Genomic DNA, 25,415 nt, shown 5'->3' with positions numbered 1-25,415 from the left:
ACCGGCTCGGGGCGATCGGCCAGCCGGTCACCCCTTTCACGGGGGAACCGGGAGTGAATTGTTTCCCAACGGAACAAAGAGGTCAACGGGCGGCCGTCTCCCCGTCCCGCGCCCGTACGCCCCCATCCCGCGCAAAAGCCCCGCCCCGGTGCGTACGGGGGAACACGCACCGGGGCGGGGAGCCCGTGGGGACGGGGGGACGGCCCTCACGGGGCTTCCATGACGGAGGACCCGGATGTGAGGGCGCTGCGGCGGGTCCGGGAGCCGCCTCTTACTTCAGGTGCAGCTGCTGGCCCGGGTAGATGAGGTCGGCGTCCTCGACGATGTCCTTGTTCAGCTCGAACAGCTTCGCCCAGCCGCCCCGGACGTCGTGCTCCGCGGCGATCGAGCTGAGGGTGTCGCCCTCGACGACCTTGTACTCGCCGTCGCCCTTCTTGACCTTCTCGCCGGTCGGGGTGGTGACGGTCTTCTGGGCGGCCGGGCGCTCGGCGGAGCGGGAGGCCGGCTGCTCGGTGGAGCGGGTGGTGGTCCCGCTGCTCTGCGAGGAGCCGCCCGAGGCGCCGTCGGAGGCCCCGCTGGACGAGCCGTTCGAGGAGGCACCGCTGGACGAACCGCTCGAGGAGGAACCGCTGGACGAACCGCTCGACGCGGAGCCGCCGGTGTACGCGGCGCCCGACAGGTTCTTGCCGCAGACCGGCCAGGCGCCCTTGCCCTGGCCCGCGAGGACCTTCTCGGCGATCTCGATCTGCTGCGCCTTGGTGGCCTGGTCGGCGGTGGCGGCGTACGCCGTGCCGCCGTACGCGGCCCAGGTGGAGGCGGAGAACTGCAGACCGCCGTAGTAGCCGTTGCCGGTGTTGATGGACCAGTTGCCGCCGGACTCGCACTGGGCGACGGCGTCCCACTCGGAGGCGGTGGCAGCGGAGGCCGTGCCGGACGCCATCAGCGGGGCGGCGACGGCTGCGCCGGTCACACCGGCGATGGCGATGGCGCGGGTGGCCTTGTTCGGACGGCGGTGCTTGCCCTTGCCGGAAAACAGCATGGTTGGATCCCCTCACCGACGCCTGCGAGGTGAGCTGTCGGGTTCGGGCCGGTCGAGTTGCCCGGCCGCGTCCCTCGCGGGACACGGCTTCACCCCTAGCCGGTTCCGACCTCAACTGCCGGTCCCGGCGCCTACCTTGGTTCCCCCGCTCCTGCCCACGGCGCTTGACGCGACGACTGTTCCCGGGCGGCCGCTGGCAGGATTCGGCGTTGCGGCAGCCGGGGCCCGCGGTGGCGAGCGGTCACGACCGTAGGCAGGCGCACCGCGGAATTTCAAAGACGATCAGGGCTTCTGAGATCTATCTCTCACTGCGCTTATATGCGACATTCAGCGGGAAACCCGACGCCAACTAGCGTCGCCCTCCGCCCGGTTCGGCCCCGATCTCGAGCGTCTGACCGGGGACGATGGCGTTCGGGTCGGCGCCGACGACGTCCCTGTTGCCGTCGTACAGGGCGCGCCATCCGCCTTGCAGGTCAAGGGAGTCGGCGATGGTCCAGAGGGTGTCGCCGGAACGGACGGTGTACGAGCCGTCGACGTCCTCGCGCGCGGCGTCGTCGCCGCGGGAGGCGTGCCGGCCGGAGGAGGCGCTCCCGCGCTCCTCGACCGCCTCCTCGTCGGCGCTGGGGCCGCGGTGGCGGCCGGTGCCGGCGGATCCGGTGTCGACCAGGTAGGAAGTGCCCACACTCTGTCCCGAGTTGTCCGCTTCGTCACTCTCGGGGGCGACGCTGGGCGAACCACCATCTTCCCGGACATCCGCGGATGTCCCGGACTCGGCGGATCCGTCCTTCGCGTTTGACGCATCGTCGGGAGCGGCGGACGGGGACGCCGGGACCGAAGGCGAGGAGGAGGAAGAGGAGGAGTCGGGAGACGTTTCGGGGGACGCCTCATGGGATGTTTCAGGCGAGTCGGACGAGTCACCCGAACCGGACTGCTCCGAGGAGTCCTTCGCCCCTTCGGCGTCTTCCGAGCCGGCCGGGCCCTCCGAACCGGCCGGACTTCCCGATTCCGCCGGGCTCGTCGGCCCTGCCGTGTTCCCGTAGTCCGCGGAACCGCCGGAGTCCCCGCCGGCCGGCTTCCCGTCCGCCGCGCCGGCGCCGGCGGACGCCGGGTCGTCCACGAGCCCGGCGAGCAGGCCGCACGTCGGCCACGCGGCGATGCCCTGGTCGGCGAGCATCTTCTCGGCGACGGATATCTGCTGGGACCGGCTGGCCTGGTCGGCGCTGGCCGCGTACGCCAGACCGCCGTACTTCTCCCAGTCCTCCTGGGACAACTGCAGGCCGCCGTAGTAGCCGTTGCCGGAGTTCTCGCTCCAGGCGCCGCCGGTCGCGCACTCGGCGACCCGGTCCCAGGCCGCGCCGTCGGCCGCGCTGGCGCCGGAGGCCCCGAGGAGCGGGATCGCGATGGCGGAGCCGGTCACTCCGGCGGCGACGACGAGGGCCGGAGCCTGGCGGGGGCGGCGGTGACGACCGTTCCCGGAGAGCATACGGGGACCTTTCCCGAGACAGCACGGACGGCGCGGCGGAGCGCACTCGGCGCCGCGCTGATGGGTGAACGTATCCGCAGGAGATCGCTTGTCACAAGTTCATGCCGCGCAGATCACGTGAAGATCACAGTCTTGAGAGCGTGTCACGTTTGCGCCGGCACGCAGCGGTCGTCGCGCCGTCACGCCGTGTCGGTCACGGCCCGCCGGGCGCGTCCGGCTCCGTGGCCGGCCCGGCGTGCCGTACGGGGGTGAAGGCGACCGGCAGCGTGCGCAGGCCCCGCATGATGAGCCCGCCGCGCCAGCGCAGTTCGGCCGGGTCCACCGCGAGCCGCAGGTCGGGCAGGCGGGTGAGGAGCGTGGCGAGCGCGGTCCGGCCCTCCAGGCGGGCGAGCGGGGCGCCGAGGCAGTAGTGGATGCCGTGGCCGTATCCGAGGTGCTGGTTGTCCCGGCGGCCGAGGTCGAGCACGTCGGGGTCGGCGAACCGCTCCGGGTCCCGGTCGGCGGCGGCGAGGACGACGAGGACGGGGTCGCCGGGGGCGATGTCCTGTCCGCCGAGGGTGAGCGGCCGCGTGGCGAACCGCCAGGTGGCGAGTTCGACGGGCCCGTCGTAGCGCAGGAGTTCCTCGACGCCGGTGGCGAGCAGGCCGGATTCGCCCGCGGCGAGGGACTTCTGCAGCAGCTCCCGCTGGTCGGGGTGGGTGAGCAGGGCGTAGGTGCCGTTGCCGATCAGGTTCACGGTGGTCTCGAAGCCGGCGAACAGCAGGATGAACGCCATCGCCGCGGCCTCGTTCTCGGTGAGGTGCTCGCCGTGGTCGGAGGCGCGGATGAGACCGGAGATGAGGTCCTCCCCGGGACCCGGCTCGGGGGGCAGGGCTTCGCGTTTGCGATGGATGAGGTCGGCGAGGTAGCCGCGCATCTTCTTCACCGACCGGGCGACCCCGCCCCGGGGGCCGCCCTGGTGGCGGATCATCATGCCCGCCCAGTCACGGAAGTCGTCCTGGTCCTCGCGGGGGACGCCGAGCATGTCGCAGATGGCGTAGATGGGCAGGGGGAAGGCGAACTCGTGGATGAGGTCGGCCTCGCCGTTCCCGGCGAACCGGTCGATGAGGCGGTCGGCGAGTTCCTGCACGCGGGGGGCGAACTCGGCGACGCGGCGGGGCGTGAAGGCCTTGCTGACCAGGCGGCGCAGCCGGGTGTGGTCCGGCGGGTCGATGTTGAGCAGGTGGGTCATCAGCTCGGCCTTCCGCTCACCGGGGATGCCCGTCTTGCCCTTGGCGTGGGCGGGCTCGTCGTGGTGCGCGGGGTTCTTGCTGAGCCGCTGGTCGGCGAGGGCCTGCCTGGCGTCGGCGTAGCGGGTGACCAGCCAGGCCTCGACCCCGCTGGGGAGCCTGGTGCGGTGCACGGGGGCGTGTTCGCGCAGCCAGGCGTAGGCGGGGTAGGGGTCGGCGGCGAACTCCCAGGTGAAGAGGGCGGGGGGTTCGGGGGCGGCGCTGTCGGGGACGGGCTGGTCGGTCACTCCTCGACGGTAACCGGCCCGCCGGCGTCCCCCGCGCGCCGGCCGGACCCGCGGCGGACCGCGCGCAGCGCCTCGCGGACGTCCGGCAGCGGCCGGGTCCGCTCCTCCAGCCCGCGGACGGCCGGCTCAGCTGGGGTCGCCGTGCTCCTTGTCCGTCCGCCCCTCCCGCTCCCTGATCGCGTCGCGGTACGCCCGCGCCGCCGCCCGCAGGGCCGCCTCCGGGTCCACGCCCGCCGCCTCGGCGCGGACCGCCAGGGCCAGCAGCTCGTAGCCGATGCCCTCGACGTGGGGCAGGGGGACCTCCAGGCCCGCGGTGCGCACCCGGGAGGCCAGTTTGGCCGCGAGGGCCAGGCCGGGCTGGCCGAGGGGGACGCCCTCGGTGACCGAGGTGCGCTGCTTCTCGACGGCCTTCGTGCGCAGCCAGTGCTCCTTGACCTCCTCGGGGGTCGTGGCCGTCGCGTCCCCGAAGACGTGCGGATGGCGGTGGACGAGCTTGGCGACGATGCCGCCGGCCACGTCGTCGATGGAGAAGGGGGCGTCCGGGTCCTCCTCGGCGATGCGCGCGTGGAAGACGACCTGGAGCAGGACGTCGCCGAGTTCCTCGCGCAGTTCGTCGCGGTCGCCGTCCTCGATCGCCTCGACGAGTTCGTAGGCCTCCTCGATGCCGTACTTCGCCAGGCCCTCGTGGGTCTGCCGGGAGGACCACGGGCACTCTGCGCGGATGCGGTCCATGACCTGGACGAGGTCGAGCAGGCGGGCGCCCGGCAGGTCGTAGGAGGCGGGCAGCAGCTCCAGCTCCGGCATCCGGACCCGGCCGGAGCCCGCGAGGCGGGCGAGGCCGTCCGTGAGGGCGGGCTCGCCCTCGCCGGTCGCCACGACCACCACCGTGCGGCCGCCCGCGCAGGCGTCGACCAGTTCCTCGGCCGTCGGGGACGCCGCGTCGACGGCTATCCCCGCCTCGCGCAGGTACGGCAGCTGCGGGTGGGCGCCGTCCGCGCACAGCACGCGGTCGGCGGTGCGCAGCGCCTGCCAGGCCGGCCAGGACAGCAGGCCGGGTGCGACGCGGTGGCTGGTGGTGAGCAGGACGATGCGGCCGGGAGCGGCTTCGGGACTCGGTGCGTTCACGCTTCGAACGTAACCCACGCGGCCCACGGGACCCGGGGTTCCCCGCCGGGCGCGGCCGGCCGCACGGTGCCTGCGCCGGGTGCGGCTGCCCGCCGGGCGAGGCGTCCTTGTCGCGCGGCCGGTGGGCCGGGCGGCCGGCGGAGCCGTCGCCCGCGGGCCGTCACATCGGCCGCGTGTCCGGTGCCGTGACCTCCCGGATCCACGGCGTCCGCGCGTCGACGCGGCCGTTCCTGCGGACGTCCCAGGCGCCGTAGCGCGGGTTGAGGTCGACGTCCAGCTTCTCCGAGGCCTCGGACAGGGCCTTCCAGAAGGCCGGGCGGGTGGTGTCGGTGCCCAGCTTCCGGGCGAGCTTCTGCGCCTCCAGCTGCAGGCGCAGGTTCTCGTCGAGGCGGCGCGGGGGGATGCCGTACTGCTGGAGCCAGGTGGCCTCCAGCGCCTTGAAGCCGCCGGCCTGCTGCTCCAGGCCGGCCCGCATCCGCTGGACCTCCCTGCGGGTGACGGCGACGCCCGCGTCCTCGGCGGCCCGGTGCAGTACCCGGTCGAGGACCATGCTGTGCAGCGTGTCGCGGGCGAGCGTGCCGGTCCGGTTGACGGCCTGCGCGTACTGGGCCTCGTCGGTCACGGCCGCCCGCTGGGCCGCGCGCACCTCGCCGACCCGCTCCTGAAGCTGCGCGACGGTGATCCGCTCCCCGCCGACGACGGCCGCCGCGCCGGGGTGCGCATCGTTTCCGCAGGCGGTGAGGAGGGGCGCCGCCGCGGCGATCGCGGCGGTGAGAACGAGCGCGGTGCGACGGCGGCGGTGCAAGGGAACCTCCCGTTGGAGATTGTGCGACGGTGCACAAAGTCTTGCGGTGATCGATGGTAGGCAGTGGGCAGGCTCCGGCCAACCCATTCGACCAACGAATCGCCGGGACTTCGGGCATCGCCGCGCCGCCCGGCGGGCGGGCGGCGCCGGCTGCCTCCCCTCGCTCACCGCGTCACCGTCCCGGGGTCGTCCCGGGCCGGTTCAGGGGGCAGCCACCGCTGTGAGGCGTCCGTTCTCTCCCGCGGTCCCGGTCACCGGTACTTCCGTACCGTCCCCGCCATCGCCTCCGCCTCGGCGCGGCAGCCCGCCAGCTCCCCGGCGCGGCGGATCTCCTCGTCGCTCACGCGCCGGGCCACGTCGATCGCCTCGTGGAGGCCGTCCGCGTTCCCGACCCGGATCATGCGGAGGAACCACTTCAGCGCCTCGACGCTGTCGGCCCGTCCTGCCGTGCCGTCCCGGTACCAGCGGGCGACGACGTACATCGCGCCGTCATGGCCGGACTCGGCGGCCGTCAGGTAACTGCGCAGCGCCTCGGCGTCCTGGTCCATGGCCGCGAGGAGGTCGCCGAGGACGACATGGGCATCGACGACCCCGCCTTCCGCGGCGGATCGCAGAAGCCCGGCGACGGCCTGGGGATCGGCCTTTCCCCACCACAGCTGCGCCAGGTTGAACCGGGCGTGGGCGTCTCCCTCGGCGGCGGCTTCCTCGAACAGCCGCTCGGCCTCGGCGAGGTCCTTCGGGACGCCCAGTCCGTTGGCGTAGAGGTGCCCCAGGCTCCGCTTGCCCGTGGCGCTGCCCCGCTCGGCGGTCTTCCTGAACCAGACGGCGGCGCCGGAGGGATCGTCCATCCATTCGAGGAGAATCCCGCCGAGCACGTTCTGGGCGTCCATGTGCCCCGACTCGGCGGCCGCCGTGAGCGACGGCAGGGTCTCGGCGAGCCGGTCGGCGGCGGCATCCCCGTGGTGCGCCTGTTCCATCAGCGCCGCGGCGGTGGCCGCGACACCCGAGAACTCTTCCGTCACCGGCTCAGGTTACCGCCCGTTCCGGGGACGGCCGTGGCAGCCACGACGGGGAGGACGCCTCGGGCAGGGCCCTGCGCCATCCGCTCATCGGTCGCCTCCGTCCGCCGTCAAGGGGGTCGGCTGCCGATACGCGTCCCAGCACTCGACACCGGCCCGCCCCTGAGCCGCGACCAGCGCGCCCACCCCGTACCGCGAGGCGAAGTCGAGTTCGGGGGGAACGCGGGTACGAGCATCTGGAGGGCGGCATGCCTGCCGTCGGCGAGCACCAGGCTCTCCGATTCCCCCTCGAAGGGAGCCGTGACCACGGACCCGGTCGGCTCGGTGCCCGACCGGAACGGCCCCTGCCGCCCGGTAGGCGTTGTGCGCCGCGGGAGCCCAGCCCGGCCTCGCGTCCCACAGGCCCACAGGCCCGCCCGGGCGATCGCCTCGGCGATGTCGTCGCATTCCCGATCGCAGGCCACGAGGAACTCCCGCCGGTGCCGCACGTCCGCGCCCGGTACGACGATGTCGCGGACGCCCGAGGTGCGGTAGGGCGTGTATCGAGAGGGCTGCCAGGTGCCCGAACCGTACGCGCGAGGAGCGAGCGCAACTCGGTGGCGTCTGGAGTGGAGATCAGGAAGGCTTGCGCGCATGGTCTCGGTATTGCAGAACGTGGCGATCGACTGTGCAGATGCCTACGAGCTGGCCCGGTTCTGGAGCAGGGTGACCGGCCGTCCGCTGCATCCCGGGGACAAACCGGGTGATCCGGAGACCCAGGTGTTGTTGGCGGAGGGCCCAGCGCTCTACTTCAACCAGGTGCCCGAGCCCAAGACGATCAAGAACCGGATCCATCTGTGTCTGCGCCCGGAGACCTCGCGTGAACAGGAGGTGGAACGGCTGCTGGGCCTGGGCGCCACCCTTGTCGCCGATCTCCGGAATCCCGATGGCTCCGGCTGGGCCGTCCTTGCCGACCCCGAGGGCAACGAGTTCTGCGTTCTGCGCAGCGCGGCGGAGCCGGCGGACGGCTGACCTGCCGCTCGGCCGTGCCGGCCGGATCCGGAGCCGGATGAGCAGGTTCCGGACCTGCTGAGGTGCTGGGCCGGTACCTGCACGAGTACCGGCATTCCGGTCCCTCCCGCCCCGGGGAGCACGGTGTGCCGCTGCCGAAGGCGAAGTACCGCCGCGGGGAGCCGGAGAACGGCCGCCGCTGCTTCAAGCCCGCCCCGGAGGCGATCGCCGGGATCGCGTACCGGTGCCGAGCGTGTCGGCACGCTTTCTCCTGGACGCGCGCGGACGGCGTCTGATCTTCTTACCGGCATGACACGGTTTCCCCGACTGCGCTTAGCCATCACGGCCGTGACCGCTTCCGCACTGCTGGGCGGCCTCGCCTGTGCGGCCGGTGCCGTTGCCGGCGAAGAGGGCTCCACGAGCGTCGCTGCCGCCCGGCCGGGCAGCACTTCCGCATCCGGTTCCGGGTCGGAACTGCGCAGGACGCTGCGGGAACTCGAGGAATCCTATGCAGGGCGGATCGGTGCGGTGGGCATCGACCTGGGGACCGGCCGCACGGTCGGCTACCGGGCCGACGAGCGCTTCCCCTTCAACTCCATGTTCAAGGTGTTCGCCTGCGCGGCAGTGCTGCACGAAGCACGCACCGGCAGGCCGGGGCTGATGGACGAAGTCGTGCGCTGGAAGCCCTCCGACATGACCGGCCTGACCGGGAACTCCCCCGAGACCACCGAGTACACCGACACGGGCATGACCCCGGCCCAGCTGTGCCGTGCCGGGATCACCAAGTCCGACGGTTTCGCGGGCAACATGCTGCTGGAGCAGATCGGCGGGCCGCACGGGCTGACCGACTTCTTCCGCGCCGTCGGCGACCGGGTGAGTCGCCTGGACCGGCCGGAACCCCGGCTGACCGAGTGGCAGCCCGGGGAGAAGCGCGACACCACCACTCCCGCGGCCGCCGCACGGACTTTCGCCGAGCTCACCACCGGCTCGGTCCTCCACACCCGGGACCGGGCCCGGCTGGTCGGATGGCTGAAGGCGAGCCTCACCGGCGCCGACCGGATCAAGGCAGGCATTCCCCAGGACTGGACGGTCGGCAACAAGACCGGCACCGGCGGCGCGAGCAACCACGGCACCGCCAACGACCTGGCGATCGTCTGGCCGCCCGGATCGAACGCGCCGATCGTGCTGGCGGTGTTCACCAATCGCACCCTCGATGACACCCCGCACGACGACAAGGTGATCGCGGCCACCGCGACCGCGCTGGCCGAGGCCCTCGGCAGGTTGTGACCTGCCGGGGCCGGCCGTCGGCACCGGTGCCGTACGCCGCTTGCCCGCGCGCACGATCGCCGGTGCCCGGGCGCGGTCGTACGCGGCCACGGCATGCGCGTGGCAGGTCCAGGGCTCCCCGCCCGCCCACAGTTCCAGCAGCCGGAAGCGCTCCAGCGCCTCGCTGCCCTTCCCGGCCAGGGTCAGGGCCGCGGCGAGGCGATGGCGGACCAGGGGGACGCGGGGGTCGTCGGCGGGCACCACGGCCACGTTCGGCACAGCCCTCGCCGCGGGCGTGCCGGGCGCGGTGGAGCAGGGCCTGGGCGTGGACGGCCACCGCGTCGGGGTGGTCGGGGCGCTCGGTGCGCCAGGGGTCCAGCCAGGCGTCCTCCTCCGGGGCGAGCCGGGCGAGGGAGGTCAGCAGACACCAGCGCCGGTCCCAGTCCTGACCCGCCGCGGCGAGCAGAACCGCGCCCGGGCGCCGGTCATCCTGCCGGGCGGCGAGCGTGGCGTCCGCCGCCTCCGGGGCGGTCGGGCCGTACTGCGAGGGGTCCAGCTCCTCGCGCGGCAGCAGGCCGTACGGGGTGACGTCCACGCCGGCCGTGCCCTTGCTGTTGGCGCGGGCCAGGCGGGCGGTGTTCCACAAGGCCCAGGCGAGGACGGGGAGGCCTATGACGATGGCGGTGTCCCGGAGGACGGTGGCATGCCTGTGCTGTACTTTCGATCGATGATGCCGAGGGATGACGCACGGGATAACCCAAGGCGAGGAACACGGAAAAAGGGCATACAGTGACGCGGATGGCGCCTGATATGCCGTCAGGCAAGGTTCGGCATGAAGCCACCGCGGGACCGGCCGTCGGTAAGGAGCTGTTCCCAGTCGAGTGACTGCGGCAGCTCAGGCACCGACAACACCACCGCGCCATGGGCCTGTTCGACAGCGTCACACCAGGCAGCCGTCTCCTGGGCTTCTTCGGCCGTGGTGGCACCCGCGATCACACACCCGGATTCACCGGGGCCGTCCACGACACAGAAGGTGAGCTTCGCAACGATATGCCAATCTTCGCAGGCGGGCACATTGCCGTCTGGAGCGTGCACCACAGGAAGCAGGTCGTGAACCGGTGCGCCGCTCATGAGCAGCACCGGCGTCGGTCCGGGTACGAACAATGCATTCTCGCGCAGAATAAGCATGGCACAACTCTCCCACACCAGCCGCAGCCGTCGACACCGGGATGCATCCAGAGCGCGAGAAGCCCCACCGAGACGTGGTCTCGGTGGGGCTTCCGACAAGAGGGCGATTCCCAAATTCAGGGCTTCGGGGAATCAGAGGAATTCATCGGTGGACGGACGTTAATCGCCCAGGGCATTGCGGTAACGAATCCACAAATTCTCGATCCACATGTTCGACCCCTCAGGAGGCTGGGAGGTAACTGCCGGCGACGGGGCAGACTCCACGAGGTGGAGCAGCGTCCACGCCATACCGAAGCAGTTGTCCTCCCCGAAGGAGCCCAGCAGCAGCCGGGCCTCTTCGTCGGTGACCGGCGCCTCGATCGCATGGAGCATCCGCTCCAGCTCTTCGAACGTCTCGTCACTCACGGAGTCATCCTGCTCGGAAGGCAGCGGTCCCAGCCGATAGAATTCCCGGACCTCGTCCCTGATCGTCATGGTGACCTCTGCAGCAGGTGCGGATAGTTGGTCCGATAATACTGCACGATACCGGCGATCTGCGTATTGAAGTGGGACGCGTCACCATAAACCTGCTGCCCGATCCTGCGGAGATCCATGAGATCACTGGCCAGCACGTCACGGAATGGACGACCAGCGTCCAACCGTGCGGTAACCCTTCCGGCGGGACCGTATGTGCGCGTCAGCAGATGATCTGCGTGAGTCATCATGACCGCCGCATGGTCCCGGTAGGGAAGGCGTCCCAAAGCGGCCTGCGGAATGTGATTGGGCGTGAGGCCGTCACCGACACGCGCCCTGTCGTTCAGGTCGCCGAAGCGACCCACTTCACCTTCCCGGACCGCCTGGCGCGGAGCACCACCCGTGGCGCAACGGCAGGAACTCGCATGGTTCGGGTTCGAGCCGCCGCAGTTGTGGACCAGAACGTCGATGTCACCGGCCGCCACGTGGTAGGTGTGCAGGCCGTCGACACTCAAGTCGTAGGTGACCCGCTGGGCCGTGTACGACTTGACCCCGACGATCGTGGTCGCGGCACCCTTCTCGTTCTGGAGCTTCTGGCCCGCCTTGAGGTCGCCCGCCTGGGTCCAGGTGTTGCGGCTGACCTCGTAGAACTGGTGGTGCTTGGTGGTCTGGATCGTCTTCGGGCCCGACTTGGTGGCTACGACGACATCGACGTAGTCACGGTCGGTCTTGGTGACGATCACCTCCTTGACCCGGTGCTTCTCCTTCTTCTTCTTTCCGGGCTCGGCCGTGAGGACGTAGTCCCCGGCCTTGACCTGGGAGATCGGCTTCACCAAGCCGTTGGCCATCAGCACACCGGTGAGACCGGTGAAGCTGTGCGGAGTGGTGCTGCAGGCCTTTGTCTTCGGCCCGACCTTGCTGGCCGCTGCACCGAAGATGCCGCCGGTGACGGCACCCACAGCCGTCGCCTTCGCAACACCGCTCGCACTGCAGCCCTCTTCGCTGGCGGCGCAGGTGACGCCGTAGCCGACCGCGCCCTCCGCGGCGCCGCCCGCGGCGCCCATGGCCGCGCCCTGGGCGACCTTTCCGCCGGCGTTGGCGAGCAGGCGGCCCACCGCGCCGGAGGCCGCGCCGCCGGCCGCGCCGCCGAGGGCGCCGGTGGCACCTCCGACGGCGACCGCGCCGAGGAAGCCGCCGACGGACTTGGGTCCGTCGCTCATCATGTAGCCGACGCCGTTGGCCGCAGCGCCCGCGAGGGCCGCGCAGCCGATCGCACCGGCACCGGCCGTGAGCGCGGTGCAGCCCGCGAAGACCACGACACCCGTGGCCACCGAGGCGATGGTCGCGGCGTGCTGCTTCACGAAGTTGGCTGACGCCTTCACGGCCTTCTTGACGGCTCTGCCGACCTTCTTCACGGCCTTCTTGGCCGCCTTGACGGCCTTGCCGGCTACGTGTTTGACGGCCTTGGCGACCTTGCGGACGGTCTTCTTGACGTGGTGGACGACCTTGTGGGCGTAGCGCTTGACTCTCTTGTAGGTGCGTTTGACGTATCTCTTGGCCTTTTTGACACTGTCGTGGACATAACGCACGGCCTTGCGGACCGCCCGTTTCGCCTTGTGGACCACCTTCTTGACGGCGCGCTTGACCTTCTTCGCGGCCTTGCGGACCGCCTTGGCTGCGCGCTTGACGGTCTTCTTGGTCTTCTTCCAGGCCGACTTCGCGACCTTCTTGACCTTCTTGGTGACCTTTTTGACGGCCTTCTTGACGAAGTCGAACCAATGGCCGGTCGGGTCCACCCCCGTCATCGGGTTCTGGTTGGCGTAGGCGTACCGGTTGGCGTTCACCGACGACGGCAGCGGGTCGTTGCCGACCGTGTCCCGGCTGTTGAACTGGCCGGTCTGCGGCGAGTACCAGCGCGCCGCCATGTTCACCTTGGCGGTCTGCGGGTCGGTCCACCCGGACTGGTAGCCCAGGTTGCCCAGCATGCCCGTCCTCGACGAGGTCTTGCCGAACGGCGTGTACGTCGCCGAGCCGGTCAAAGTCTCCGCCGAGTCGGTGAACTGCGCCACCACGTCGTCGTGGATGTCCGTCAGCATCAGAGCCGAGGACACGGCCGTCCTCACGCCCAGCAGCGAACCGTCGACATTGCGGCTGTAGGACGTCATGCCGTCCGAGGCCACGTCGTTGCCGACACCGCTGTACTCGAACGAGAAGACGTCACTGCCCGTCTCGTCCTTGGCGCTCAGGACGCGGTCGAGACCGTCGTAGGTGTACGTCCGGTCACCCTCGTTGATCACGCGGTTGAAGGCGTCGGCCTTGAGCAGGGTCTGGACCCCGCCCTCGTCCGTGATCGTCTTCAGCGTGCCGCGCGCCGTGTACGCGTACGTGCTGTGCCCGTCCGACGTGAGCCGGTTGCGGGCGTCGTAGGTGTAGGTGTCGCCGCCGACGCGCGTGCGGTTTCCCGACGCGTCGTAGCCGTAGACCTCCGTCGTCGTCCCGTCGTTCCACGACGTCAGGCGGTTCGCCCAGTCGTAGGTGTAGGTGTTCGACGAGGCTCCGGCGATTCCGGTCGTCGTCTTGGACGTGATGTTGTCGTTCTCGTCCCACCCGTAGGCGATGGAGGACAGCACCTTGCCCGACGGCGAGGTCAGCTTGTCGTCGGTGATCCTTTCCAGGGCGTCGTAGGAGAACTCGCGCTTGGACTTGCCGGTGCCGTAGTCGATCCGCTCGACGTTGCTGTTGGCGTCGTAGCTGTAGGTCATCGTGGAGCCGGTGGCCCCGTCGTCGACCGTCTTCAGCCGGCCGGCCCTGTCGTACCCGAAGGTCGACGTGCCCGACGCGTCCGTCCGCGAGGTCATCACGCCGTCGCCGTTGTAGGCGAAGGACGAGGTGCCCGAGGGGCCGGACGTCGACAGCAGCAGGCCGCGGTCGTCGTAGGTGAAGGTGTTCAGATCGGTGTCCGCGCCCGCGACGGCCGTCACACGGTCGTCGGAGTCGTACGCGTAGGTGTGGTCGGCCGTCGTGGCCTCCGCACCCGTGCCGGTCGTCCTGGTCAGCCGGCTCTTGGCGTCGTACTCGTTGGAGACGACCACGCCGCCCGGGGAGCGCTGCTCCTTCACCCGGCCGTTGGCGTCGTACACCGTGGTGAAGGTGCGGTCCGCCAGGTCGGGGTGGGCGGGGGTGGACGGCTCGATCAGCGACTCGGGCAGCCCCCAGGTGTTGTAGGTGGTGAGGAACGGGTTGCCACGGCCGTCGGTGAAGCGCGTGCGGTTGCCCGCGGCGTCGTAGCCGTAGGTCGTGGTGATCGACTCGGTCGCGGAGACCGGCTCGACCGCCTTGGTGATCAGACCGGTCGGGTCCACGGTGAATGTGGTGGCGTGCCCGCGGTAGTCGGTCACCGACAGCGGGTTGCCCGCCCGGTCGTACCTGGAGCGGCTGGTGCGCAGCACGTTGCCCAGCTGGTCCAGGTCGCTGGTGGCGACCAGCTGGCCGAAACCGTCGTAGGTGTTCCTCGTGCTCGTGCCGTCGGGGTCCGTGGCGGTGAGGACCTCGCCGTCCATGTTGTAGGTGAACGTCGACACGTTGCCCGCGGCGTCGGTCACCTTCGTGGTCTCGCCCAGGGCGTTGTACTCGTACGACTCCGAGACACCCGTCGGGGACACCGTCCGGGACAGGTCGCCGCCGGGAGCGTCGTACTCGTTGATCGCCGTGTACGCCCGCTCGGTGGGCTGGCGCACGATGTCCGTGCTGGTCAGCTCGTTGCCCAGGTAGTCCCAGGTGGACTCCTCGCGGGCGCCGTTCGGGCGGGTCGTCGACAGCAGGTCGCCGTTGGTGTCGTACACGAACGTCGACTTGTCGCCGCCCGGCTCCGTGACGGAGGCCAGGTCACCGAGCTGCGTGTAGGTGTACGTCGTGCGGTTGCCCAGCGGGTCGACCTCGGCCGTGACCTGGCCGCGCTTGTTGTACTCGTTCCAGGACGTCGCCGTGATCGGGGTCGTGGACCCCGGCGGCGTGTAGTTCGGCAGTGTCGTCGAGGTCTCCTGGCCCTCGGCGTCGTAGGCGGTGACCGTGACGTTGCCGAGCGGGTCGGACGTCTCGGTCTGCTCGCCGAACGTGTTGTACCCCGTCATCGACACCGGGCGGATCGCCGTGGCGGTGCCGCCGTCGGTCTCGGCGTCGACGACCGGCTCGGTGACGGTGGTCTGCTGGGCGGCCTCGTCGTATCCGTAGTCGGTGGTGTTGCCGTTGGGGTCGGTCATCGACGTGGGCAGACCGCGCTGGTCCAGCGTCCAGGTGGTGGAACGGACCGAGCTGCCGGCCGCGGGGAGCGTGCCGTTGTAGACGGACGACGCCTGCGAGCCGCTGAGGGCCTCGCCGTAGACCTGGACGTCGTCGAGACCGCCCTTGTGGTTGCTGCCGTAGGCGGTGGGGCCCCACTTGTGCCGGCCCAGCTGCAGAGATCCGTTCGCGCTCCACGGGGAGGTGAACGGGGTTTCCTGGGCGAGTGTGCCGTTGACGTACAGCCGCATCTTCGCGGCCGTGGCGTCGTAGACGGCGGTCAGGTGCGTCCAGGCGTTGGCGGTCACCGCCGCCGTGCCGGACTGGGCACGCACCAGCGTGGCGTTGGTGTCGTCCGTGGCACGGCGGCCGAAGGTCCAGCCGGTGCCGGTGGAGTAGTACAGGACGAAGCCGTAGACCTGGTCACCGTCCTGCGACACCAGGGTCTGGCTGACCGACGTGTCGGTCACCTTCGCCCAGAGGGACACCGTGAAGCTGCCGGCCGTGTTGACCACCGGCCCGTCCGTCCGCGCATACGAGTTGGCGTCACCGTCGAACACGGCGCTGCCGCCGTGGTCGGTGTTCCAGTGCATGCCGGTGCCATGGGTACCGGTGTGGTTGGCGCCGGACGAGTCGCCGACCGAGTAGCCGGTGGTCTCGTCGAGCTTCCAGCGGGCCACCGGAGCCGTGGTCCCGTCGTGCACCGTGGTCCCGGTGACGTTGCCCATGTTGTCGTAGAGCGTGTCCTCGGTGCTGACCTCACCCGTCGCCGGGTCGCTCTCCGTCTCGCTGACGACATTGTCGTCCGGGTCGTAGGAGACCTTCGTGGTGCGGTTGACCCCGGTCGGGTCGAGCACCGACGACGTGACGCGGTCGTCCGCGTCCACCGTGAAGGTGGTCGTGGTCCGGCCGTCGTTGGTCACCTGCTTGATCAGGTTCCCGGCCATGTCGTAGGTGTTGGACTCCTCGACGAACTGCTTGCCGTTGGCCGGATCCTTGCGGGTGACCGTGGCAGCCAGGCCGTCGTCGGTGTAGGTGTACGCCGTCACCCAGCCCATGGAGTCGGTGATCGACGCGAGCCGGCCCGCCGGGTCGTACGCCCGGGACTCCGTCACCAGCGTCCTCGCCGGTTCGGGGTCGTTCGGGTCGCCCGTGTAGTCGAGCAGGCTGGTCGTCAGCGGACGTCCCTCGCCGTCGAAGGTATAGGCGTTGACGGTGCCCTCGGGATCCGTCTCCTTCACCTTGTTGCCGTAGACGTCGTACTCGAACGACGTGACGCCGCCGCCCGGGTCCGTGCGCGTGGCCAGACGGTTGTAGGCGTCGTACGTCATCGACGTCGTCCGCGAGGCGTCACCGCCGGTGAGGTCGGCGACGGTCTGCGAGGTGACGTTGCCGTCCCAGTCGTAGACGGTGGTCGTCCTCGCCCGGTGCACGGCGCCGGTGACGCGGTTGGTGACCGCCGGGGCGGTCTCCGTGGTCACCTGGTCGTTCTTGTCGTACGTCCAGGTGGTGGTCAGGCCGTTCGGCTGGGCGTCGGTGACCTCCTTCTGGGAGGCCTTCCGGCCCAGGTTGTCGTACGTGTACGTCACCTTGGCACCGTTGGCGTCGGTCACCGAGGCCAGGTCGCCGTTGGCGTAGTAGACGTACTTCGTCCTCTTGCCGCCCGGCGTGATGACCGTGTCCACCAGACCCGCGGGGGCCACCGCCGTACCGCCCTCGGCCGCGGGGGTCGTGGACGTGGTGTAGGTGGTGGTGGCAGTGCGGCCGTCGGGGTGGCCGGGCACCGGCGGGGTGGTCACCGACAGCAGGTTGCCGGCGGTGTCGTAGCTGTAGCTGGTCAGGTACGTGTTGTCCGTCGCGGACGCCGAACGCGCGTCCCGCTCGGTCAGGAGCAGGTCGTTCCGGGCGTCCATCGGCGGGAATGCGGTCGTCGCGTCGGGGTAGTACGTGTAGTACTCCGTCGCGCACTTGTTCGCCGCGGTGTCCTGGCAGTCGGTCTGGGAGACCGTGTTGCCGCGGACGTCGTGACCGGTGATGCTGCGGTTGCCGTTGGCGTCGGTCACGGTGTGCAGGAAGCCGCCCGTGTCGTAGCCGTACGTCGTCCGCTTTCCCTCGGTGTCGATCGCGGCCAGCAGACGGTCACCCATCTCCGCGTCGTACACGTACGTCAGCGTCTTGTCGGTCGGGTCGGTGAGCTTGACCGTCTTCACCGGCGCCACGCCGGAGGACGCCTTGTACGCCGACCAGTGCCGGTCGACCTCGTCCTCGTCCAGGGCGTGGCCGTAGGCCGCGACCTCGGCGATGGAGCCGGTGAAGTAGCTGAGGTCCGCCGGCGCCTGGTACCAGCCCTTGGCGTAACCCGCGCCGACGAAGGTGCGGGAGTTCGACTGGTCGGCCGGTGCGCCGCTGAAGTCGGCCACCTTGGCACCGTCGAGGTACATCGTCTGGGTCGTGCCCGAGGACGACAGCACCGCGTGGTGCCACTGGTTGTCGGTGACGGTGCCCGTGGTACCGAAGGCGGTGCCGCCGGAACCCGAGACACTCCACCAGTGGCCGTGCAGCTTGTTGTCGGCGCCCACGTAGAGCAGCGGGTTCCAGGTTCCGCTCGGCGTGGTGCCCGTCGGTGCCGTGGCTTGGTCCGAGAGGATCACGCCCGGCTTCGCCGTCTTGAACCACAGCTCGACGGCGCGCTCGGTCTTGCCGTGCCACGGCGTGTACGGGATCTCCGCGTACGACGACGTGCCGTTGAAGGACGCCGCGGTCACGTCACCCGTGCCGAACGGACCCCCCACCCCCTGCGTGACGGTGTTGTACGTACCGAAGCCGGTGTGGATCTCGTTCGCGGCCTGCGCGGCCCCGCCCGTGTCGGCCAGCCGCCAGTAGCCGGACGGGGCGGAGCCCATCACGGCGGAGCGGTAGACCTGCGAGGAACCGGTGACGGTCGGCGGGTTCAACTTCCAGGTGCCGCCGTCGCCGTCCGTGGCCTGCGTGACCAGGTCGTCGGTGGGGCCGTAGGCGATCGCCGCCTGGGTCTTGCCGCCCGGCGTGGTGATCTTGCTGAGCAGACCGGCGGACCGCTTGGCGGCCTGGTACTGCGCGGTGATCACCGACGGGTCGAGCGGCTCGGAGTAGATGGCGACCTCGGCCATCTGACCGGTGTAGTGCCCGAGCTTGTCGTTCGGGTTCATCGACGGCCAGCCCTGGGTGTTCACACCCGCGCCGAGCGAGATGTACGGCTGGTTCCAGTCGTTGACGGTGCCGGTCAGGGAACCCTGGGCAACACCGTCGAGGTACAGGGTCTGGCTGGTGGCCTGCCCCGTGAGGACCGCGTTGTGCCACTGGCCGTCGGTGACGGTGGCGGTGGACACGATGTTCGGGCTGCAGCCGGGCGACATGGCCAGGCAGCCGCGCAGCTTGCCGTCGGTGCCGACGTACACCGCGGGGGTGTTCTTCGTCGTGTTGTTCACCGGGTCGGCATCGCTCAGTGGCTTGTCGCCGTAGTAGAAGAGCACGCCTCCCGCCGTGGTCGTCCTGAACCACAGTGAGACCGACATGTACGACGGCGTCGCACCCGGCGCCGACGGCATCTCCACGTACGACGTGGTCCCGTTGAACGTGGCCGTGGTCTGGGTGGAGCCCGCCAGGACGGAGGAGCTGCCCAGGGTCACGTTGTGGTACAGGCCGTTGTAGCGGCCCTGGTTGAGGTCGACCGAGTCCTTGGCGACGGTCGCCCCGGCAGCCTCGCCCAGACGCCAGTACGCGTACGGGTCGGCGTCCAGCACCGTGGTGCGGTAGTGGTTGCCGGTGACGTACGAGTACGACGTGCAGTGCGTGGCGTCCGCCGGCGGGCAGACCTTGGTCAGCTGGTCACCGGAGTAGCTGTACTGCCACGTCTGCACCGTGGTGGAGTCACCGGCCGTCGAGGGGTCGGTGGAGACCGTCGCGACGTGCGCGGTGGTGGCTCCGGCCGGCGTCTGCCAGGTCAGTCCCAGCGAGCGCTTGGACGTCTCGTTGGTGATCCTGGTCAGCTGCTTGGACGTGTTGTAGGTGAACGTCTCGGTACGACCCGCGTAGTCCTTGATGCCGGATATCGCGTAGGTACCGGCCTTCGCGGTCGCCTGCTTGAAGGCGTACTCCGTGAAGTCCTTGTCCGTCAGCGTGTAGCCGCCGGTCACCGACTGCAGACGGGCGTAGCGGCCCAGCGGGGGCTGGAACGTTCCGTCGCTGTTGCGGCCGAAGGCGACCTGCTCACCGCCGGGGTAGGTGACGATGACGCTGGTCACCGTGCCCGCCGGGTTCTTGACCTCGGCTGCCTTCATGTCGACGACCGTGGACCAGCCGGCGCCGAAGGCACCGTCGAGCCGCGGGTCGATGCTGTTGTAGGAGCGGTCGATCTCCAGGGAGGGGCCGACCACCTCGACGTCCGCGTCGCTGTCCTCGGTGGTGTAGTTCGCCTCGGACGGGTCGAACTCGTGGCCGTCGGTGTTCTGGGCCAGGCCCGAGGTCACCGGCGGCTGCGGTACGGCGGTGGTGAAGCGGCTGGAGTGCGTGACCTCCTCCGCTCCGTCGCTCACCCCCACGTACCACACGTAGTTCTTGGACCAGGTGAGCTTGCCCGCGGGTATCTTCCAGCTGCTCTTGGAGATGGCGCCGGAAGTGGCCACCGGCGTGGTGCTGGTGGAGTCCGCGTCGTACACCTCGAACGTGTACGTCAGGGCCGTGTTCGGCCACTTGTCCGCGTCGCTCGCGTAGACCAGCAGCTCCGGCTGGAGCGTGTTGGCCTGGAAGTTCTCCGGCGGGTACTGGGCGTTGACCTGCGGCGCGGTCTGCGGCGCGTAGGTCAGGTCCAGCGACGGGCGCCAGGCGGCCGTGGCCGAGTCGTCGGAGTGGAACTTCTTCCAGTGCAGCCCGTCGCCGGTTGGCGCGGCCATGGCCAGGCCGTAGTTGGCGCCGCCCGTGGCGACCCGGGTAAACCACGAGGTCGACAGCGTGACCGGCATCTTCACACCGACGCCGGCGCTGCCTGTGCTGTTGGTGCAGGAGGCGCCGGGGTTCGGCGTGGCGGTGCCGATGGCGGAGCCGTACGACGGACCGGGATAGGTGGTCGTCGTCGACGGCGACCACGACTGGGTCACCGGATACACGGAGAACGACTGCGGGTCGCATGTCGAGGACCACAGCGCCCAGACATTGAGGGTCGCCGCGGAGACCTTCTGGCCGGCGAGCCTCGTCCCGAGCCCGGAGAACTGCAGGAAGGAATTGGCCTTCGTGGTACCGCTGTCGTACGAACCGACCTTGATCTGGGTCTCGGCCGAGCGGTTGGCGGCGTAGTCGGTCTGGACGTACGTCGCCTCGCTCGCGAGGACCGTGGTCGGGTCGACGGTGACCGGGTAGACCCGCTCGGGGTCGTCCAGCCAGGACCGGTCGGCGGTCATCCGCAGCGCCGGCCCGCCGTCCACGGTGGTCAGCTCGTAGGAGACCTTCGCGGAGCGGGCACCGTCACCGGAGCGCCGGTCGATCCTGGAGTCCTCCATGTAGGCATGGGGGATGACGGCAGTCACCTTGCCGTCGGCGTCGGTGAACTCCACGTCACCGTTGTCGGCGAGGCGCGGGGTCAGGCCCTCGGCGTCCAGCGGGAAGACCCAGGAGTCGGCCGCGTCCCTGGAGTGCAGGACGAGGTTCTCCTTGAAGCCGTCGGCGATCGGGACGAGCTGGACGTCCGTCTCGGGCAGCACGTCGGCGTAGACGATCGCACCGTCGCTGCCCTTGGTCGCCACCGCCTTGTCCGCGCCGCGCAGGGCGTACGTCAGGGAGCGGCCGGCGCCGAAGTCGACGGAGGCCAGCTGCTCGTCGGCGGCGTTCGGGGCGAACTCGACATCGAGGGAGTTGGCCTTCTGCTCGAAGTCGCCGTCCGCGGCCTCGACCAGGGTGGTGTCGATCGGCTCCCAGGTGCCGTCGGCGGCCTTGAAGTTGGCGCGACCGCCGTAGTGGCGGATCGTGGTCGAGCCGTCGGCGTTGATGTAGTAGTCCGACGTGGCCGTGGACTTCTTCGCGTCGCGCTTGCTCGTGGCCGGGTCGAAGCTCTTCGCCATGCCCCTGGCGGGGCCGGTCGTGACCGGCTCCTCCTGGTCGACGGAGCGCTGGTAGGCGTCGAGTTCCCCCTTGCCCTTGCCGGGCGCGCGCCCGACACCGCGGTCGGCGTCGGTCGCCTCGGCCGAGGCGTGATGGCTCTTGCCGCGAGCGGTGCCGCCTTCCTGGTCCGGGGTGTCCAGCGGGGACTCGCCGGCCCACTTCCACAGACCGGACAGGGACCACTCGGGCATCTTCACCGGCGGAAGCGTGGCCCCGGAGGCCGCCGCCGTCTCGGTGGTGAGCATGAACGAGAAGGAGACAAGGACTGAAAGCGCCGTGGCCCTCGCTCTGCGCCGTCCGGAACCGCCCGGAGGGTACAAGCGAGGGCCACGGACCCAGCGAACACGCATGGGCGAGCCTTTACTTGAGGAGCGTCAATGAAGCCCCGAAAGCCTGCCCTCGGCGAACACATAAGTTCTACATAAGATCACATTCATTAGTTGATCTTTACCGTGCGCGGGGAACCCTCACACGTTTTGTCACTTTTCGACCTCGCGCACGGCCCGGCGGACCGCGTCCGCGACCGACTCCGCGAGCTGCGCGTCCGGCTTCACGACCACGACGTTGCCGCCTCCGGACACCTCATCGCCCACCAGGACGAACCGCACCTCGGGGTGCTTCCCGGCGTCGGACCGCGTGACCCGCACCTGGGCGTCGCCGACGGCGAGGACGACCTCGCACCGGCGCTGGACCAGGCTGTTGAAGAACGGCCGGACGTTGTCCACCGACTGCGGTCCCGTGACCGGCACGTAGTTGACCCGGGCCCGCGTCCGGAGGGACGCCTCCTGCATGCCCTTCCAGACGGGAGCTGCGGGCGTGCCCGGCAGAATGCCCTTTTCGCCGGTCAGCAGGCAGGCGTCGACCTCGGTGTACTGGCGCGCACGCGGATCGGGCGGCCCCGCCTGCTCGCCGTCGAACAGCCACATCCCCGCCAGCGCCAGCGCGACGGCAGCCGCACCGCCCGTGGCCGCCCAGCCCCTGCGGCCCCGCAGCGCACCGGTCACCACGGCCGTCACCCGCGCGGACGCTCCGCGCCGGGGGCTGCCGGCCTTGCCCCTCCTGCCACCGCGCTCGTTCCCGCGCCAGGCCCGCCGGAGCTTCATCGCGACCCGCCCCCGGCGGGCGTCCCCCGCCGGAAGGCCAGCACCGGCGGCGCCGCGGCCGGCGTCCCCGGGCTCACCACCGGTACGGCCGCCAGTGCTGCCCTGGGCAGCGGCCCGGGCCCGGCGCCGGGCCGGGGCCCGGGCGCGACAGCGGCACCAAGGTCGTACTTCACGGTGATTTACCTCTGCTCTCGGGATGCGCGTACGTATGCGCGAACGCACAAGCGACGCCGTAGGCTACCTCCCCCGTCGGCGGGCGTCAGCCCCGAGACCCGGCCGTGGGCGGCGGGGCGGACGCGACGGACGTACTCCCCGAACGGCGTGCGCGGCTCCAGGTGCTTGGCGCTGGGGCGGACCGGGGCGGCGACCTCGCGGAAGCCGAGGGAAGGGGCCCGGTCGCGGGCGCCGCGAGCATCCGGCCGGACAGTCCGCGCCCCCCGGGCGTGCGGGACGGCGGAGACCACCGATCACCCCGGTCCGTCCGCCCCGGTCCGTCCGCCCCGGTCCGTCCGCCCCGGTCCGTCCGCCCCGGTCCGCGGGGGCCGCCGTACGGCCCGTCAGCCGCCGCACTGCCGCAGCATCACCCGCTTGTCCGGCTCGGTGACCGGCATCTCGTACTTGAGGGCGACCTGGGCGAACCGGACCGCGTAGGCGCACCTGATCCGCCTGTCGGGCGGCAGCCAGGACGCGGGCCCGGAATCGCCCTTGGCCGAGTTGGTGCGCCCGTCGACCGGGATCAGGTTGAGCACGTCGTTGGCGAGCTGCTCGCGCCTGCTCTCCGGCCAGCGCGACGAACCCATCTGCCAGCTGTACGACAGCGGCACCACGTGGTCTATCTGCACCTCGGACGCCTCCTGCTTGCGCCACTCGATGGTCGTCCCGGTGTACGGGTCGTCCAGCGTCATGGCGACGACCACGCAGTCCGAGCCGGAACGGAAGCGGAGGTCTCGGCCATCGCGCCGGATGAGGTCGTTGCGGGTGTCGCACCCGTTCCTCGCCAGCGGCACCCCGTCGGCCGTGTCCATCCACGCGTAGCCGAACTCGTCGCGGTCGTAGCCCGTCCTCGGCCCCCGCCCCTTCGTGGGCAGCTTCCCGATGAGTTCGCGGGCCTCCGCCCGGTCCGCGTCCGTCGTCACGGGCGCGAGCCCCGGCTTCGTGCCGTCCGGGTTCTCCAGCGGACTGACCGCCCGCCCGTCCGGCGCGGCCGACCCGGATCCCGCGGAGGGGCCGTCCGCGCCGAGCCCTTCGCATCCCGAGACCAGGAGCGCGGCGGCTGCCAGCGCCGTCGCGGCGCGGCGGAAGCGCGCGCTCCCTGCTCCCCCGTCCCTGACGTTCCCCTCACCGGGCAAAGCTCACCGCTCCCTGCGTAGGCTGCGCGAACGCCTCAATCATGCGAGATCATCCGACGGAACGCGGACAGGATCCGGGTGCCACGGCGCTGTCTGCGTCCGGCGTCCGGCGTCCGGCGTCCGGCGTCCGGCGTCCGGCGTCCGGCCACAGCGTGCCGGGCTCCGCCCCGTCCCTCGGCCGCACGGCGCGCCCTTCCCCGCTCGCCGGTTCCGCTCCCGCGGGGACGGCTGCGCCTGTCCCCGCCGGGGCGAGCGGAAGGTCCGGACCGCGGCGGGCTCGGTAGGCATACAGCGCATACCGGGCGTATCGTCTGTTCTGAGTCACTCCGGAAGGAGTTCTGGATGGGCATCTTCGACAAGATCAAGAGTCAGGTCCGGGACAAGGCCAAGCGTGCGTCCGAGGCCTCCGGACAGCGGTCCGACGAACGAACCGGCGGTACGTACGAGGACCGGATCGACACGGGCCGGCAGCGGGCGGAGGGCTCGTTCGGCATGGACCGCGACCGTGAACGGCGCGACGGGCCGGAAGAGCCGTAGGGCCCGCGGGCCCCGGCGGATCCGCGGAGCCGGCCGGGGACCGGGCCGGCGGAGGACACGCGACCCGTCGGACCCGTGTCCGGGCACGGTACGGCCGGGCACGGCGTGTCCGGCCGGCGCCCGAGCCACCGCGAACACCGAGCCGCCCGCGGACGCCCGAGCCCGCGGGCGGCCTCGCGTGTCCCCGCGTCCGCGTGCATGCGGACGGGCCCGGGCTTGACCCTGACACCGGCGTCAGGGTCGGACGATCCCCGCATGAAGAACCCGCACACCGCGCTCGAGACCGGAACCGCGACGCCCCGCGTCGTCCTCGTCACCGGCGCCGGCACCGGCATAGGCCGTGCCACCGCCCACGCCTTCGCCGCCGAGGGCGCGCACGTCGTGGCCGTCGGCCGCCGCACGGCGCCCCTCGCCGAGACCGCCGCCCGGGACGCGTCCCGCATCACCCCGCTCGCCCTGGACATCACGGCACCCGACGGACCCGGGACGGCCGTCCGCACGGCGCTGGAGCTCCACGGCCGGATCGACGTCCTGGTCAACAACGCCGCGATCGTCACCACCGAGTCCCTGCGCACGTACACGCGCGCGTCGATGGAGTCCCTGCTCGCCACGAACCTGTACGCGCCGGTCCTGCTCACCCAGGCCGCGCTCCCGGCCCTGGAGGACAGCCGGGGCGTCGTCGTGAACGTGACGACGTCCGTGGCGCAGCGCGCCTGGCCCGGCGACTCCCTGTACGCGGCCGGAAAGGCGGCCCTGGAGGTGCTCACCCGCAGCTGGGCCGTGGAACTCGCCCCCTGCGGCGTCCGCGTCGCCGCCGTGGCCCCCGGAGCGGTCGAGACGCCGATCGGCGAGCACGCCGGCCGCACACCGGAGCAGCTTGCCGCGATCCGCGCGTGGCAGCTCGACCACACCCCGCTCGGCCGGCTGGGCCGGCCCGAGGAGGTCGCCTGGGCGATCACCCGGCTCGCCTCGCCGCAGGCCTCGTTCGTGACGGGCGTGATCCTCCCGGTGGACGGCGGCGCGGTCGTCGCATGAGACTGGTCCGCGTGGAGGTCCACAGCGAGGACGGCGGGAAGGAGCGGCCCGGCGGCCGCGGGAACGGCCAGGCGGGGCCCCGCGGGAGCGGGGACCG

At 71.1% G+C, this 25,415-nt stretch carries 15 protein-coding genes, 1 pseudogene and 1 riboswitch; of the genes and pseudogenes, 4 read left to right on the top strand and 12 right to left on the bottom strand.

The window, feature by feature from the left end; all coding sequences use genetic code 11:
* Nucleotides 1-271: 271 nt before the first annotated feature.
* From ACIBAI_RS12055 to ACIBAI_RS12030, 6 genes are all read right to left on the bottom strand, one after another.
* Nucleotides 272-1,039 (bottom strand): transglycosylase family protein, encoded by a 768-nt coding sequence (locus tag ACIBAI_RS12055; protein ID WP_399033326.1) that lies wholly within the window; start codon nt 1,037-1,039, stop codon nt 272-274.
* 4 nt (nt 1,040-1,043) lie between these two features.
* Nucleotides 1,044-1,212: riboswitch (cyclic di-AMP (ydaO/yuaA leader) on the bottom strand.
* Nucleotides 1,213-1,388: 176 nt separating this feature from the next.
* Nucleotides 1,389-2,522 carry a transglycosylase family protein gene (locus tag ACIBAI_RS12050; protein ID WP_399033324.1) on the bottom strand — a complete coding sequence of 378 codons (1,134 nt, stop codon included), beginning with the start codon at nt 2,520-2,522 and terminating at the stop codon, nt 1,389-1,391.
* Nucleotides 2,523-2,715: 193 nt separating this feature from the next.
* Nucleotides 2,716-4,038, bottom strand: a complete 1,323-nt coding sequence (locus tag ACIBAI_RS12045; protein WP_399033322.1) for a cytochrome P450 — start codon at nt 4,036-4,038, stop codon at nt 2,716-2,718.
* A 126-nt stretch (nt 4,039-4,164) separates the two neighbouring features.
* The gene (locus ACIBAI_RS12040) at nt 4,165-5,163 is read right to left on the bottom strand and encodes a nucleoside triphosphate pyrophosphohydrolase (protein WP_399033320.1); all 999 of its coding nucleotides are present in this window, start codon (nt 5,161-5,163) and stop codon (nt 4,165-4,167) included.
* Nucleotides 5,164-5,323: 160 nt separating this feature from the next.
* Nucleotides 5,324-5,968: a SurA N-terminal domain-containing protein gene (locus tag ACIBAI_RS12035; protein ID WP_399033318.1), complete on the bottom strand. Its 645-nt coding sequence runs from the start codon at nt 5,966-5,968 to the stop codon at nt 5,324-5,326.
* A 251-nt stretch (nt 5,969-6,219) separates the two neighbouring features.
* Nucleotides 6,220-6,990, bottom strand: coding sequence for a tetratricopeptide repeat protein (locus ACIBAI_RS12030; protein WP_399033316.1), 771 nt, complete (start codon nt 6,988-6,990; stop codon nt 6,220-6,222).
* 630 nt (nt 6,991-7,620) lie between these two features.
* Between ACIBAI_RS12030 and ACIBAI_RS12025 the strand changes: the two genes are divergently transcribed.
* Complete coding sequence (locus ACIBAI_RS12025; protein WP_399033314.1) at nt 7,621-7,998, top strand: VOC family protein; 378 nt, start codon at nt 7,621-7,623, stop codon at nt 7,996-7,998.
* Between the two features lie 327 nt (nt 7,999-8,325).
* Complete coding sequence (bla, locus tag ACIBAI_RS12020; protein ID WP_399033312.1) at nt 8,326-9,264, top strand: class A beta-lactamase; 939 nt, start codon at nt 8,326-8,328, stop codon at nt 9,262-9,264.
* 795 nt (nt 9,265-10,059) lie between these two features.
* Here the strand turns inward: bla and ACIBAI_RS12015 are convergent.
* The 6 genes and pseudogenes from ACIBAI_RS12015 to ACIBAI_RS11990 form a co-directional block, all read right to left on the bottom strand.
* Nucleotides 10,060-10,431, bottom strand: a complete 372-nt coding sequence (locus tag ACIBAI_RS12015) for a hypothetical protein (RefSeq protein WP_399033310.1) — start codon at nt 10,429-10,431, stop codon at nt 10,060-10,062.
* A 159-nt stretch (nt 10,432-10,590) separates the two neighbouring features.
* On the bottom strand, nt 10,591-10,905 hold the full coding sequence (locus tag ACIBAI_RS12010) for a hypothetical protein (protein WP_399033308.1): 315 nt from the start codon (nt 10,903-10,905) through the stop codon (nt 10,591-10,593).
* Nucleotides 10,902-21,539 carry a LamG-like jellyroll fold domain-containing protein gene (locus ACIBAI_RS12005; RefSeq protein WP_399033307.1) on the bottom strand — a complete coding sequence of 3,546 codons (10,638 nt, stop codon included), beginning with the start codon at nt 21,537-21,539 and terminating at the stop codon, nt 10,902-10,904. The genes ACIBAI_RS12010 and ACIBAI_RS12005 overlap by 4 nt, the downstream gene beginning before the upstream one ends.
* 234 nt (nt 21,540-21,773) lie before the next feature.
* The gene (locus ACIBAI_RS12000) at nt 21,774-22,310 is read right to left on the bottom strand and encodes a BMP family ABC transporter substrate-binding protein (protein WP_399033305.1); all 537 of its coding nucleotides are present in this window, start codon (nt 22,308-22,310) and stop codon (nt 21,774-21,776) included.
* A gap of 377 nt (nt 22,311-22,687) precedes the next feature.
* A pseudogene (locus ACIBAI_RS11995) lies at nt 22,688-22,833 on the bottom strand (N-acetyltransferase); the annotation flags it as partial.
* 121 nt (nt 22,834-22,954) lie between these two features.
* Nucleotides 22,955-23,677, bottom strand: a complete 723-nt coding sequence (locus tag ACIBAI_RS11990; protein ID WP_399033464.1) for an HNH endonuclease family protein — start codon at nt 23,675-23,677, stop codon at nt 22,955-22,957.
* A 411-nt stretch (nt 23,678-24,088) separates the two neighbouring features.
* Here ACIBAI_RS11990 and ACIBAI_RS11985 point away from each other — a divergent pair, with 411 nt between their 5' ends.
* Nucleotides 24,089-24,283, top strand: a complete 195-nt coding sequence (locus tag ACIBAI_RS11985; protein WP_399033304.1) for an antitoxin — start codon at nt 24,089-24,091, stop codon at nt 24,281-24,283.
* Between the two features lie 255 nt (nt 24,284-24,538).
* Complete coding sequence (locus ACIBAI_RS11980; protein ID WP_399033303.1) at nt 24,539-25,318, top strand: SDR family NAD(P)-dependent oxidoreductase; 780 nt, start codon at nt 24,539-24,541, stop codon at nt 25,316-25,318.
* Nucleotides 25,319-25,415 lie beyond the last annotated feature (97 nt).

This window comes from Streptomyces sp. NPDC051041, assembly GCF_044456065.1.
GTDB lineage: Bacteria > Actinomycetota > Actinomycetes > Streptomycetales > Streptomycetaceae > Streptomyces > Streptomyces glaucus.
This window is presented reverse-complemented; position numbering and strand designations above follow the sequence as displayed.